Below are 13883 nucleotides of genomic sequence, written 5' to 3' on the forward strand. Positions count from 1 at the left end.
GTACCTGTCAAGCGGAGAAATGCTGAGTTTACTTTATTTTGAATTCAGGGAGCTGCGCCAAGCTTTAATCTCGCGGTTGAGTGCGGTAAGATCGGGTACCGGTACGCTGTCATCGCTGAGGTTGTATTTATTCTTCAGCGCAAGGATCCGCAGAACGCTTTCGTCAATCCGTTCTTCGGTAATTGTGCCGTTCTTAACGGCATTCAGCAGTGCTTCGCGGACCGCCCGTTCATTGTCGTATTCATGGGCAACGAGCAGGATATCGCTGCCGGCCAGCACCGTGTCGACTGCCGCCGCCGCAAGGGTGTAATTCTTGGTGATCGCTCCCATCGTCAGATCATCCGTAATCACTACGCCTTGAAATCCCATCTCCCTGCGCAGCAGATCGCTGATGATCCGCTCTGAGAGGGAGGCGGGCCGATCCGGATCGAGCTGCGGGAACAGGATATGCGCGATCATTACCGCATCTGCCTGTTCTTCGACAGCCGCCGCAAATGGCCGCCATTCCAGCTCTGCAAGCTCTTCGCGCGATTTGTCGACGACGGGCAGCTCCAGATGGGAATCGACGGAGGTGTCCCCGTGTCCCGGGAAATGCTTCACTACCGGTACAACGCCTTCAGCGGCGATGCCCTTCATCTCGGCAATGCCCATAGCGGCCACAAGCTGCGCGGTGCTGCCGAAAGAGCGGGTGCCGATAATCGGATTGTCCGGATTGCTGGCGATGTCCAGAACGGGGGCGAAGTTCATATTGAAGCCCGCCGACTTTACCGCCTTCGCCAGTAACCGGCCCATTGTGCCGGCGGCTTCGCTGTCGCCCGTGCTGCCAACGGTGCCGCTCTCGGGGAAGGCGGCGTACTCCTTCGGCAGGCGGCTGACTTTGCCGCCTTCCTGGTCGACGCTGATCCATAGCGGTGCGGGATGATCACGGTTGCTGCTCTTCAACTCGTTGATGAGGCTGACCATTCCTTGAAGATTGGAGATGTTGTCGGCGTACAGGATAATGCCGCCAACCTGGTCGTCTGCAATCATTGAGCGGGCCTCTTTATCCAGCTCCGTGCCGTCAATACCGGCGAGCAGCATCTGCCCGATCTTCTGCTCCAGGGTCATGGCTGCCAGCTCTGCTTCGGCCGGGGACGAAGCCGGTACAGGGGAAGAGGATGCCGCAGGGGCGTTTGCCGGCGGCAGGAGCCCGGTTGCCGCCGGAGATGGAGCTCCGGCATCCGCCGTTGCCTCCGCCGCCGTCCCGGCGGAAGCCGGCGGCACTGATTCGGCAGCCGATGGCCCCGCGCCGGTGCTGCTGCATCCGCTCAGCAACAAACAAGTTATACCGGCGCTGCAAATCCACATTTTTAGCCGACGATACGGCTTTTTGCCAGAAACGGTTGTTGTCATATGAATGTCCTTGGTCATAATCGGTGTCCTTTGTTTAGAGTTTGGTACATAGTATGGCTGGATTATGCTTACTTCACGGAGGCGGGAAGCTTGATGCCATGCATTTTACCGCCACTGCGGATAATCAGCATATTGCCGGTCTTCAGAGTAGGCAAGAATTCCCGTGAACCCGTGTTGACTGTAAATAATGGATTCATAGTGGACAGATCATAGGCATGGAATTTACCATCCGATTGGCCCACATAAACTGTACTGCCGAACAGGTCAAGCTGCGATGCAGGATTCTCGCCCTGCGGTACCCGGACAATCTGACCGTTCCCCAGCTTAAGCGCGCTTAGCGTATTGCTGCTGTAGTTATAGTAAAGCACCCGGTTCTGAACCACCTGATAGAGAGGGAATTCATTGTCGGAGTATGGCTGTATCCAGGTGTGGAGCGCCTTGCCGTCCGGCGAATAGTTCCAGAAATCGTACTGGGCGAGCGTCTTTCCGCGGTGAACATACAGCTTGTCCCCGTCGAGGAAAGCCGAAGCATGAATTCCGCCGGAGCGAAAGGAACCATCCGTATTCGCGGAATCCGTCCAGCGGTACTGGCGTTCCCCTTTGATCTCACCGGTCTGTAAATCAATGACGGAAATGGCGATCTTACGGTTAACCGGGTCTTCATCCAGCATCTCCAGAGACTTCACGGAATAGACGAGGCCGTCTTTAATCGCCAGCGGCATGCTTTGGCGCGACTGCGACCACAGCTTCTTGCCGGTCTTGGCGTCATAGGCGTATATGGCCGGAAAAGTCAAGACGCCGGATACTGCAAAATTCCGCAGCACAACGCCGTCGGCTTCCACCAGATCCATATATCCTGTTTGAGTGGAATCCTCAGTGGCACTCCATTTGATGGTGCCGGAAACTGCGTCCACTGCAGCAATCTTATAGTCATCAATGACATAGACAGTATTTCCGCTGCGGAATATATTCTTGGCCTTCGGCATGGATACTGCCGCTGACCAGAGCTTGCGGCCTGCCTCGGATACGGCGTAAAGCGCACCGCCGCTGGTCATACCGTACACTGCACCGGTGCTATAAATATAGAGCGGGGCCAGCGAGCTGCCGAATTCCCAGAGCTTCTTCCCGGTTACCGCGTTCAGCGCAGCCAATTTGCCGCCCTTCTGGAGCATGAAAACTTTTCCGTTCTCGGCCAGAACGGCGGCGGACTGCGAGGATTCTGCCGGGACAGTCCATGCAGGCTTCAGGACAGGTGCCTGAACTTTAGTATAGCTGGAATTGCTGATGCTGAAGGTTGCCTGTTCGGCATAAACACCAGATGCTGCTGGTACGGCTGACAACGTCAGCAGAAGACTTGCTCCAATAACAGCCACTTTTTTTCTGTGCATCATTATACTTTCCTCCCGATATAACCGTTTTATTAGACCGGCACGATGTTCTTTACCCAATTTCACTCCTTAAGTTTAGACTACCGTTCCCCCCGAAAAGTTACAGCTTTGGCAAAAAGATTGCTTTATGTTGGCGCAAGGCAAACTTTTGTTGCAAATACCAACACAATTTTGTCCTGCCAACTCTATTTGGCGGGGGGAACTAATCAGCCGTCCGGCAACACTGTTTCTCTAGACCCACCCGCTTTCCGGCGTGTAGTATAGAACAATACCAATGACCGGAGGTTCTATAAGCTTTGGAAAACTATAACGAGATAAAACAAAGTGAGAAGGGGGCCTGGCTTAGCCTGGCCGCTTATATTGTTCTGTCAGCACTTAAACTGCTCGTGGCACTGGCTGCAGGCTCACAGGCGCTGCTGGCCGACGGGCTGAATAACAGTACGGACATTATCGCATCGGCCGCCATTCTGGTCGGGCTGAACATTTCCCGGCGGCCGCCGGATTCCAACCACGGCTACGGGCATTTCCGGGCGGAGACGGTGGCTGCACTCGTGGCTTCCTTTATTATGATCGCAGTCGGACTGCAGGTTCTTTATCAGGGAATCCATAAGTTTGTTCAGCCGGAGCTTGCGACACCGGACCTGGCGGCGGCATGGACGGCACTGTTCGCCGCAGCAGTAATGTTCGGAGTGTATATGTACAATATCCGGCTGTCCCGCAAGCTGCGCAGCAGCGCGATCGAAGCGGTCGCCCAGGACAATCGTTCGGACGCACTGGTAAGTATCGGAGCTTTTGTAGGGATTCTCGGCGCACAATTCGGCCTACCCTGGCTGGACCCGCTAACCGGAACGGTAGTCGGTCTGCTGATCTGCAAGACGGCTTGGGACATCTTCCGCAAGGCGACGCATGATCTAACGGATGGCTTCGACGCGGGGCAGCTGGAGCTGATGAAGGCTACGGTGGCAGAGGTGCAGGGGGTGGAATTGATCAAGGATATGAAAGCGCGGATTCACGGTAACAATGTGCTGGTGGACACGACCGTGCTCGTAGACTCCCGGCTGAACGTTGTCCAGAGTCACGATATTACCGAAGCCATTGAAGACCAGCTGAAGGACCGGCATCAGGTCTCTAATGTATTGGTGCATATTGAGCCGCTGTAAGAAACATTAGCTGAATGTAAAAATTGCAGTGACGATTAGGACACCGGTCATAATGATCCAAGTATTCGCCGATAAACATTAAATAGAAATCCTTGGAACACAGCTGTAATCAGCTGTGTTTTTATATGTAGCTGTTCTTCATGAAAAATTTGTCGTGTGATGTTGTTTACAGAACTTTTAGGGGGAAAAGAGGAAAATAAAGTATGTCTCTCGATTTGCAAATATTGGTAAGGATAGGGTGAGTGAGTCAATGATAGAGTGGAAAGAAACGTATGACATCGGCGTACAGAAGATAGACTGCCAGCACAGACAGCTGCTTGTAAAATTAAATGAATTTTTTGACGCATGCACCAATCAGCAGGGCAAAGAAAAGATTGAAGAGACGCTGAAGTTTCTCAAGGATTACACAATTGAGCATTTTGGCAGCGAAGAGGAATTAATGGAGGAAATCGATTTTCCCGAACTGGCGGAGCACCGGAAGACGCATGCCGAATTTGTGCAGACTGTACTGGAGCTGGAAGAGAGCATCAAGACCAAGGGAGTATCCGTCCTGTCGACCATCAAGCTTAACCGCACATTGACAGACTGGCTCATTAATCATATCCATAAATGCGACATGCTGATCGGTGAATGTATATCTGCCCGTAAAGGCAATGAAGCTGTGTAATTAAATCGTGTACATGCAGAGAATGCCGTCCGGCATTCTCTTTTTTGGCTGCGGGAATTTATGCTGATTTCATAAAATAATCTTAGTGCGGAAACGGGTCTAAACTCAGCCGCACCGCAATTTATACTCGGCAAATACTTTGTGTTATGATTTGGAGTAGGAACTCAAAGAGAGGATTCTTGCCAAAGGAGTGGGGGAATGAAGGCACTGCGTGTTATCGTATCGGGTATCGTGATGCTGCTTGTACTCGGTCTTGTCAATTATTATATCGGCTGGCACCTCTGGAAGGTGCTCGATCACTGGCTGCCGGAGATCTCCGCCGGGGGATACTGGACTGTATTCATGATCGTGGCCTTTGCCTATGTTATCGGTATGGTGCCGTGGCCTAAGGCTGTTAAACCGGCCGGCCGCCTGTTCAAGGTGATCGGCTCCTATTATCTGGCCTGCATGGAATTCGCACTCATTGTACTGCCGGTCACCGATCTGATGTACTGGCTGCTGGGGCTGGCCGGGGTCAGCCGCTCCGCGTTTGTGACCGAAGCGGGAATCACCGATCTGCTGCTGCTGGCGTTCTTCCTGCTCTGGGGCTCGCGCAATGCCTGGAGCACGGTGGTCCGTAAGCATCCGCTGCGCATCGCCAAAGAGACAGGTTCAAGTCAGCCGATTACCGTTGCGGTTGCGTCCGACCTGCACCTGGGTAACATCGTCGGCAACCGCCATCTGCGCCGGATGGTGGCGGAGATCAACCGTATGGAGCCCGATCTGATCCTGCTGGCGGGTGATGTGCTGGATGACAGCATTGAGCCGTTCCTACGCAACAGCATGAAGGAACAGCTGAAGCAGCTCAAGGCACGGCACGGCGTCTATGCAGTGCTGGGCAACCATGAATATTACGGCGGATCGATTGCCGAGTATAGCCGGGTGATGGACAGCATCGGGATCAAAGTGCTGCAGGATGAGGTTGTGGAGGCCGGAGGCATGTATATTGTCGGCCGTAAAGACAAGACGGCGGAGTCGCTGGAAGGCGGCCGCCTGAGTGTGGCTGCGTTGCTGGAAGGAATAAATCACTCCCGCCCGGTCATTATGATGGACCATCAGCCGACGGAGTTCGCTGCTGCGGCTGAAGCCGGAGTGGATGTGCTGCTCTCCGGACATACCCACCGCGGGCAGATTGCCCCGAACCATTTCATTACCAGACGGCTGTTCGAGCTGGACTGGGGCTACCTGCTCAAGGATAAGCTGCATGTGGTCGTGTCCTCCGGCTACGGCACCTGGGGTCCGCCGATCCGCCTGGCCAGCCGCTCGGAACTGATTAAGCTGGAGCTGCTGCCGGTGGGAAGCAAGTCTTACAGTGAAGAGACGGTACCGGCGCAGACGGTGTTGGTTTAAATGACAAGCAAAGGGTGTTGACAGGGCCAATAACCATGAGTGCAGGAACACTCCCTCTGCAGGCGGGTGTTCCTGCTATATCAGGCTCTGGATCGGACATCACGTGTGGATCATAGACAGCAAGGAAGGCTGGAAGCGCGGGCGTAAACCGCATAAAGCCTTTAAGATATGATTCGGCATTGCCAGTTTGTTGTAACTGTGCCTGTTGACTTTAGTAATGATGTGGGATATGTTGTTAGTTAAGTTATTAACTATATAGAGTGGAGCGCTGGATCATGGACCCGTTGCAGGAAGACGAATTGCAAGCTTATGTAACTCATTTACCCTTGGCGAACGAAGCTTTTTTTGCGCTGGTGGAGGCTACTGCGGCGGCAGTGGCGGTCTCGGAGAAATACTGGCAGAGCAAAGGCCACAACGGCGCACGCATCCGTGTGCTGGTGGAGATCGCCAAGCAAGGGGGCAGTATGCTGCCTTCGCTGCTGGCAGAACGGACCGGAGTGACCAAAGCTAATATCAGCCTGCTGCTGCTCCCGCTGGAGAAGGATGGACTGGTGGCCCGTTCGAGTCATGCTGAAGACGGGCGGAAGACGATCATCTCGCTGACGGAGAAAGGCCGGGCGTTGCTCAGTGAGCATCTGCCTGAGAACCGCCAGACGGTTGCCGGGGTGATGAACCGCTTGAGCGGGCAGGAGCTGGAGCAGTTGATGGGCTTGTTGCGCAAATTAAAAGGCTGATGCGGGAAGGCCCGGGCAGTACAAACCAGGTTGCTAACGGACCGTATTGACGTTATTCTTCCAAATCACACGATTTCTCGGGACTTAACGGACACAGTTGCTTTTATTTGGCCAATAAAGGTAACTTTATGCATGGCTTCACGCCAATAGCTTCAACTGGGTCCGTTACGTTGGGATAGCAGCAGAATTGCAATCATAGGGGCGACTGAGTCCGTTTAGTATTCTGCCATTGGATGTATGGCTCATCCTTGCAGCTATATAGTTAAGCGCTAAACTATGTTCGATTCAATAAGGAGGTATTATGCATGACCATCATGATTACTGGAGCCGCCGGACGACTGGCCAGCCTGATTCTGCCGCTGCTGGAAGAGCTTATACCGTCTGAGAGAGATGCAACAGGAGACCAAACACCGCCTGAGCCACATGTTGCAAATGTTCAAACATCGGCTGGGCATATTGTTGCTGGCGTCAGAAATCCGGAGCAGGCTGCCCGCTTGCTGGAACGAGGAACCGAAGTTCGCGTAGCCGATTACGACCGGCCTGAATCACTGGCCGGAGCTTTCCGCGGCGTATCCAAGCTGCTGCTGATCTCCAGCTCCCACACCGATGATGCCGTCCGGCTGGAGCAGCACAGCCGGGTGATTGCCGCCGCACAGCAGGCGGGAGTGGCCCATATGCTGTACACCGGCTTTGCATTTCCCCGGCCCGGCAGCAAGGATGTCCACACCATGACAGAGCAATTGATAGCTGAGTCGGAGATGAAATATACCTTTCTGCGCAGCGGGCTATACACCGATTTCGTACAGGTGCTCGGGCTGCCGCAAGCCATAGCCGGCGGTGAACTGGTGACCGCTCCAGGCGAATGGCTCTTTAACTCCGTGATCCGCGAGGATCTGGCCCAGGCAATCGCCGGAGTGCTGGCGGAGGAAGGGCATGAAGGGCGGATTTACGAGCTGGCAGCAGCAAGCACCTGGAGCTTTGCCGATCTGGCGGATGCGCTCAGCCCATACGCCGGCCGGGAGGTCCGGCACCGGGAGGACCCGGGGGTACAGCACTGGATATATGCTTTTTTGGCAACCATCAATACACGCACGGCCTCATCTGATCTCGAAATGCTGCTAAGACGAAAGGCAACTCCGCTCGAAGAGAGCATTAAGCCGTTTGCCTGTCGGCCAGTTGAGCCGCCGCAGGTTTAATGGTTCTCCTCACCGAGCTTAAACACAGTGATTTCCGGCGGGCAGGCAACGCGTAGCGGGATTTTTACCGTACCGAGTCCCCGGCCGATGTAGAAATGCTGGCGTCCGGGGAGCTTTTTCAATCCGACGTGATAGTTCTTATAAGCACCGATGGTCCGGCCGAACAACCGGATTTGTCCGCCATGGGTATGACCGGCCAGCAGTAAATCGAAGGGAATCCGATTCTCATCAAGCGTATCGATAATCGTCGGAGAGTGCGCCAGCAAGATAGTATAGTCGGCATTGTTAAGGGTCTGCGCGGAGAGATTGACCCGTTCATTGCCATACACCGAGTTGTCGAAGCCGTACACCAGCAGTTTTTTCTGTCCCAGGCTCAGCTGCGCCGGCTGATTCTCCAGCACCGCGATGCCTTGCTGCCGCAAGGCGTTCCTAAGCTCCGTGTACTCCATGGACGTGAGGGGTCGCTTATGAAGCTGTTCAACGGTTTCGCGCTCGTAGTTGCCCGGTACAAAAAACATCTTGCGGCACTCTATTCTCTCCAGCTCGCGCAGAACGCGCGGCCAATGCTTCGTGCGGGAAGCCAGATCGCCGGTAACCATGACAAGATCCGGCTGAAGACCGTTCACCAGCCTGCTGAGCCTGCCGTTGATGAACCGGATACGCCCGTGAATATCGGTAAGCTGGACGACGGTGCCCTGGCATTCACCCGGCAACTTCACCACCGGACGCTGTACGTATAAAGTCTGAAAGGCGAGCCACAAAAGTGAAATAGCGGCAGCGGCCGTGAGCATGATTAAGGTCACGATCATTGCAAAGTTCCTCCTGTATTCCCGAGCAAGATAAGTCGATCTTACTATGCACCGGCTGGGGCCCGCAACACCCGCAGACGGATTTACCCGTTGTCATGCGGAAGCATTGTTGCTACTATGGGGACAGCCGAAGAGCAAGAAGATTGGAGCGAAGCTGTAATGAAAAAGATTCTGGTTGCCGACGATGACGCCCATATCCGCACGCTGCTGCGGCATGTGCTTACCCGGGAGGGGTATACCGTGATGGAGGCCGGGGACGGCCGGGAGGCGGTCCTCCTGATGGAGGAGCATGCCGCCGATTTGGCGGTGGTTGATGTGATGATGCCGCATATGGATGGTCTGGAGCTGTGCGGCCATCTCCGCGAGACCTACGATATACCGATTATTCTGCTGACGGCCCGCCAGCAGCTCAGCGACAAGGAGCAGGGCTACTTAATGGGGACGGACGATTATGTGACCAAGCCCTTTGAGCCGGAGGAGCTGCTGTTTCGCATCAAGGCGCTGTTCCGCCGTTATTCCATCGCCCAGGATGATAAAATCCGCCTGAAATCGGTGGTCATTGACCGGGGTAATTATGAGGTCAGTGCGGGGAACGAAATTCTGCTGCTTCCGGTTAAGGAGTTTGAGCTGCTGGCCCAATTGGCCCGCTTTCCCGGCCGGCTCTATACCCGCAGCGAGCTGATCGAACTGATCTGGGGCGCGGATTATGCAGGCGACGAACGGACGGTGGATGTCCATATCAAACGGCTGCGGGACCGCTTCTCCGGGCAGCAGGGCGATTTCCTGATCCGTACGGTCCGCGGCATCGGCTACAAGCTGGAGCTGGTGAATTCATGAAATCCCTTTATGTCCGCATGTGCCTGGTGTTCTGCTCCGTGATTCTGGTCAGCAGCGTGCTGGGATTCCTCGCTTCCAATTTCTATTACCAGCAGCGGATCAAGCCGCAAAATGACGCCAAGCTGACCAAGATGGCCATCGGTCTGCAGCAGTTCATCGAGGCTTACCCCGATGCGGTGGGCGAGTATCTGCTCAGCACCGCTTCGCTGGGCTACAAAATGTATTTGTCCGACAACGCGGGCGACGAGCGGTTCTACGGCCTGCCGTTCCGTGCCAATGATCTGGCGCCCGGAGCGCTGGAAAAGGTGCTGGCAGGCGAAATCTACCATGGTGTGGCGGAGTTTCCAAGCAGCCCATTCGTGACCGGCTTCTTCGACAACCAGCTCACCAATACGATCGGGGTGCCGGTGCAGATGGAAGGCACTACCTATGCACTGTTTATGCGGCCGGATGCCGAGGTGCAGTTCGGGGAGCTGCGGAGCTTCTTCGCAGTAATTATTGCCGTCACGATTCTGCTCAGCATGTGGTTTATGATGATTACCGTCTTCCATATCGTGAAACCGATCACCCGTCTTACGGAAGCCACGCAAAAAATCTCCAAAGGCCGCTACGACATTAAGCTCTATACGGCCCGGCGCGATGAGATCGGCCAGCTGGCCTCCCATTTCATGGCGATGAGCCGCGAGCTGGAACGCACGAACCGGGCGCGCCAGGAATTCGTCGCCAATGTCTCGCATGAGATTGAATCGCCGCTCACCTCGATTCAGGGATTTGCCCGGGAACTGCGGGACGAAGGGGTGGAACCGGCGCAGCGGACCGAATATCTGGAGATAATCGAAGAGGAAAGCCGCCGGCTGGCACGGCTCAGCAGCCAGCTGCTCACCCTGTCATCGCTGGATTATGACAGCAATGCGCTGGAGCTGCAGCCCTTCGGGCTGCGGGCGCAGCTGCGCCAGGTTCTGCAGCTGCTGGAATGGCGGCTGACGGACGGCGAGCTGGCCGTGCGGATGAATGTGGAAGACATCACCCTGCGGGGCGATGCCAATCTGCTCCACCAGGTCTGGATGAATCTGCTGTCCAATGCGGTGAGACATACCCCGCCCGGCGGCACCATTACAATAACAGCCGTGGCGGGAGACAATACCTGCACTGTAACCGTAAAGGATACCGGCACAGGCATTGACCCGGAGAAGCTGCCGATGATCTTCGACCGCTTCTACCGGGCCGACCCTGCCCGCACCCGCGGGCAGGGCAGCAGCGGACTCGGCCTCTCCATCGCCCAGTCGATCATTCATGCCCATGGCGGCACCATTGAAGCCGCAAGCAGTCCCGGGGCAGGGACCAGCTTTACGGTCAAGCTGCCGCTGGCTTAGCCGGCTGGCATGGCAGAAAATACCTTGAGTTCCCGCGAAGCTGCAGCGGCGGATCGTGTTGGCCCCCGGTTTGCGGGGGCTATTTTGTAATGATGAATTCATACTCTGTTCATCTTCGGCTTCTAAACTGTGGTCATACAGCTTAGAAGGAGTGGTAGTATGTTTCTTGCTTTACGGGAGATGCGGCATGCCAAAGCCAGATACTGCCTGATCATGGTGATCATGCTGCTCGTGTCGTTTCTCGTGCTCTTTGTGACGGGCCTGGCCCGGGGATTGTCTTATGCCAATATTTCGGCACTGGAGAACATGCCGGCTGGTTACTTTCTGATTCAGGACGATGCCGGCCATGCCTTCCGGCGCTCGCAGCTCGGGGCGGAGGATTTTGCCGCCGCCAAAGAAGCCGTGGGCGCAGGAAATGCCGCTGCGCTTGGCGTGCAGAACGGCACAATTACGGTGGACGGCGCCGAGGTGAAGACGGACATTACCTTTTTTGCCGTCGATATGCAGGGGCTGCTTGCTCCTAAGCTAGCCGAAGGGACAGGCATCAGCAATGAGGAGAGCGGAAGAGCCGTTGTCGACGCCAAGCTGGAGGAATCCGGCGTGAAGCTCGGCAGCACGATCCGCGATCAGACGTCCGGGATGTCCTGGACCGTATCCGGCTTCGTAAACGACAGCTCCTACAGCCACGTGCCTGTGGTGTACATTAACAATGCCGACTGGCAGACCATGAAGCAGGGTGCGCTGACAGGCAACAATGGTACTCCTGCAGATGTGCCGTTTAATGTGATTGCCCTCAAGTCGTCTTCTGTACAAGCCGCAGACCTTGCCGCCCAGCTTGATCAGGTGGAGTCCATCACGAAGAAGCAGGCGATTGCCAGCGTTCCCGGTTATGCCGCTGAACAAGGCTCCCTGCAGATGATGATCGCTTTCCTGTTTGTCATTTCCGCTGTGGTGCTGGCCGTATTCTTCTATGTCATCACCATTCAGAAGACGAGCCAGTTCGGCGTCCTGAAGGCGATGGGAACCCGGACGTCTTATCTGGCGTGGAGCGTGCTGTGTCAGGTGCTGGTCTTGTCCGTCATTAGTCTGGCGCTCAGCCTGCTGCTCACCTACGGAATGAACATGGGGCTGCCGGATGCGATGCCGTTTCAGCTGGAGGGTTCGACAATGGCGTTCACCGGTGGCCTGTTTATCGCTGTATCGCTGCTCGGCGCCCTGATCTCGGTCGTGCGGGTAACCAAAATAGATGCGTTGACCGCAATCGGGAGGGCTGGAGCATGAGTGCGATGCTGGAAATGAAGCAGGTTACGAAAACCTACGGCGATGGAGACGCAACGCTGACTGTGCTGAAAAATCTGGAGCTGAGTGTCCGCGGCGGAGAGTTTGTTGCTGTACTGGGACCTTCAGGCTCGGGGAAGAGCACCTTTCTCTCCGCAGCCGGCGCGCTGCTTACCCCGACCAGCGGAGAAATCTGCATCGACGGAGAATCTCTGCAAGGCAAAAGTCCGCAGGAGCTGACCGGGCTGCGGCTGCGGCGGATCGGGTTTATGTTCCAAAGCGCGCAGCTGCTGCCCTACCTGAAGGTGGAAGAGCAGCTGCTCTATGTGGCGAAGCAGGCCAAGCTCGGCGGCCGGGAAGCCTCGGGCCGGGCAGCTATGCTGCTGCAGCGGCTGGGCCTGTGGGAGCGGCGGGGCCATTACCCCGAGCAGCTGTCCGGCGGCGAGAAGCAGCGCGTGGCCATCGCCCGCGCGTGGATGAACAAGCCGGCGATTCTGCTCGCCGACGAGCCGACGGCCAGCCTGGACCTGGACCGCGGCCGCGAAGTCGTGCGGATGATCGCGGAGGAGGTCCACAGCGAAGGCAAAGCCGCCGTCATGGTCACCCACGACGAGCGCATGCTGGAGTGGTGCGACCGGGTGCTGCACCTGGAGAATGGAGTGCTGGTGGGTCGGTAGGAATATATTTACAGGCATGCAAATAAGAGTGAAGTGTTGAGAAGCCCAGGCAGACGGACATAAGGTCCGGGGTGCTTGGGTTTTTTGGCATAATGGTAGAAAAACTCTTAATGGTTTAAATGCAGTTCATTCAAGATTCTTACTTGTTTGATCTCCCATTTAAAATAAGATTCGCGGTTCATCAGAACAGCAAGATGCCCAGAAATGACGTGTCTAATGTTATTGTCGTCATCATACTCTATGTGTTGAAATTTATAGAGAAGCTCAGGCAAATCAGGGTTCGCATGTGTAAAGTCTCCGGAGTATCCCAGATCGTCTGTAGCCCATTCACTGCTGAAGAACCGCTGCAGGGTTTCTTGATCTTGACTTTGAATATTTAAGTCGGAATATTTACCATTCATGGAATCCTGAATGATACGGTTCACCATAGCTTTAGGCAGGTGGTCAGAGTAGTAATCATTGACGGCTACCAGCAGGATCAGGATGCAGACGAGTGAAAGGAATAGGAGTCTATTTTTCATGCGTTAGTACACCTTCTTTGAGTAATGGTTCAAAATGGGGATTCAATTAGTTAGCCTTAAATAGTGAAGTTTTACATCTTGAAGTGTAGTACTTAAATCAGCAGAGGCATCAATGGCAATATATAATGCAATAATACTTGCTATAATAATTACAATTGCACCATCATTAAGTGTTTTTCTGTTCTTTTTATAAAGGAAGAACGAAATTACCGCAGCAATTAAAGCGTATGATAACGAAATGATTAATTTTGAAAGTATCAATTTACTATCGCTTACAGCCAACATAAAATTTTGTAATTCATCTTTATTGTAGATACTTTCTTCGATAGTAGTTATATCTCCTTTGTATACAACCTTCCAAGAGAATGAATCTTCTTCTTTGGTTACGGTGTACTCATAGCCCATAGCTTTACCATCACTAATAATTCCTGAATATTCTTGTGAATCCTCTTCGCTTTGAGT

At 54.6% G+C, this 13883-nt stretch carries 14 protein-coding genes; 9 read left to right on the forward strand and 5 right to left on the reverse strand.

Annotated elements, in window-relative coordinates; translation table 11 throughout:
* Positions 1 to 33 precede the first annotated feature (33 nt).
* Both nagZ and F1381_RS06385 read right to left on the reverse strand, forming a co-directional pair.
* On the reverse strand, positions 34 to 1263 hold the full coding sequence (gene nagZ, locus F1381_RS06380; RefSeq protein WP_246187927.1) for a beta-N-acetylhexosaminidase: 1230 nt from the start codon (positions 1261 to 1263) through the stop codon (positions 34 to 36).
* A 197-nt stretch (positions 1264 to 1460) separates the two neighbouring features.
* Complete coding sequence (locus F1381_RS06385; RefSeq protein WP_151733991.1) at positions 1461 to 2783, reverse strand: outer membrane protein assembly factor BamB family protein; 1323 nt, start codon at positions 2781 to 2783, stop codon at positions 1461 to 1463.
* A 293-nt stretch (positions 2784 to 3076) separates the two neighbouring features.
* On the opposite strand from F1381_RS06385, the gene F1381_RS06390 reads away from it, so the two are divergent.
* The 5 genes from F1381_RS06390 to F1381_RS06410 all read left to right on the forward strand — a co-directional run bounded on the left by F1381_RS06390 (position 3077) and on the right by F1381_RS06410 (position 7926).
* Positions 3077 to 3940, forward strand: coding sequence for a cation diffusion facilitator family transporter (locus F1381_RS06390; protein ID WP_151733992.1), 864 nt, complete (start codon positions 3077 to 3079; stop codon positions 3938 to 3940).
* Between the two features lie 250 nt (positions 3941 to 4190).
* On the forward strand, positions 4191 to 4607 hold the full coding sequence (locus F1381_RS06395) for a bacteriohemerythrin (RefSeq protein ID WP_151733993.1): 417 nt from the start codon (positions 4191 to 4193) through the stop codon (positions 4605 to 4607).
* A gap of 198 nt (positions 4608 to 4805) precedes the next feature.
* Positions 4806 to 5996: a metallophosphoesterase gene (locus F1381_RS06400; RefSeq protein ID WP_151733994.1), complete on the forward strand. Its 1191-nt coding sequence runs from the start codon at positions 4806 to 4808 to the stop codon at positions 5994 to 5996.
* Positions 5997 to 6271: 275 nt separating this feature from the next.
* The gene (locus tag F1381_RS06405; protein ID WP_151733995.1) at positions 6272 to 6730 is read left to right on the forward strand and encodes a MarR family winged helix-turn-helix transcriptional regulator; all 459 of its coding nucleotides are present in this window, start codon (positions 6272 to 6274) and stop codon (positions 6728 to 6730) included.
* Positions 6731 to 7035: 305 nt separating this feature from the next.
* Positions 7036 to 7926: an NAD(P)H-binding protein gene (locus F1381_RS06410; RefSeq protein WP_151733996.1), complete on the forward strand. Its 891-nt coding sequence runs from the start codon at positions 7036 to 7038 to the stop codon at positions 7924 to 7926.
* On the opposite strand, the gene F1381_RS06415 is transcribed toward F1381_RS06410, so the two are convergent.
* Positions 7923 to 8735: a metallophosphoesterase gene (locus F1381_RS06415; RefSeq protein WP_151733997.1), complete on the reverse strand. Its 813-nt coding sequence runs from the start codon at positions 8733 to 8735 to the stop codon at positions 7923 to 7925. The genes F1381_RS06410 and F1381_RS06415 overlap by 4 nt on opposite strands.
* A gap of 159 nt (positions 8736 to 8894) precedes the next feature.
* On the opposite strand from F1381_RS06415, the gene F1381_RS06420 reads away from it, so the two are divergent.
* The 4 genes from F1381_RS06420 (at position 8895) to F1381_RS06435 (ending at position 12900) form a co-directional block, all read left to right on the forward strand.
* Positions 8895 to 9572, forward strand: a complete 678-nt coding sequence (locus tag F1381_RS06420) for a response regulator transcription factor (protein WP_151733998.1) — start codon at positions 8895 to 8897, stop codon at positions 9570 to 9572.
* Positions 9569 to 10945, forward strand: coding sequence for a sensor histidine kinase (locus F1381_RS06425; RefSeq protein WP_151733999.1), 1377 nt, complete (start codon positions 9569 to 9571; stop codon positions 10943 to 10945). The genes F1381_RS06420 and F1381_RS06425 overlap by 4 nt, the downstream gene beginning before the upstream one ends.
* 159 nt (positions 10946 to 11104) lie before the next feature.
* Positions 11105 to 12226, forward strand: coding sequence for an ABC transporter permease (locus tag F1381_RS06430; RefSeq protein ID WP_151734000.1), 1122 nt, complete (start codon positions 11105 to 11107; stop codon positions 12224 to 12226).
* Positions 12223 to 12900 (forward strand): ABC transporter ATP-binding protein, encoded by a 678-nt coding sequence (locus F1381_RS06435; RefSeq protein WP_151734001.1) that lies wholly within the window; start codon positions 12223 to 12225, stop codon positions 12898 to 12900. Before F1381_RS06430 ends, F1381_RS06435 begins: the two co-directional genes overlap by 4 nt.
* A gap of 107 nt (positions 12901 to 13007) precedes the next feature.
* Here F1381_RS06435 and F1381_RS06440 read toward each other — a convergent pair whose 3' ends face one another.
* Positions 13008 to 13421, reverse strand: a complete 414-nt coding sequence (locus F1381_RS06440) for a hypothetical protein (RefSeq protein ID WP_151734002.1) — start codon at positions 13419 to 13421, stop codon at positions 13008 to 13010.
* Positions 13422 to 13463: 42 nt separating this feature from the next.
* Positions 13464 to 13826 carry a hypothetical protein gene (locus F1381_RS06445; RefSeq protein WP_151734003.1) on the reverse strand — a complete coding sequence of 121 codons (363 nt, stop codon included), beginning with the start codon at positions 13824 to 13826 and terminating at the stop codon, positions 13464 to 13466.
* Positions 13827 to 13883 lie beyond the last annotated feature (57 nt).

This window comes from Paenibacillus tengchongensis, assembly GCF_008973665.1.
Lineage (GTDB): Bacteria > Bacillota > Bacilli > Paenibacillales > Paenibacillaceae > Paenibacillus_AQ > Paenibacillus_AQ tengchongensis.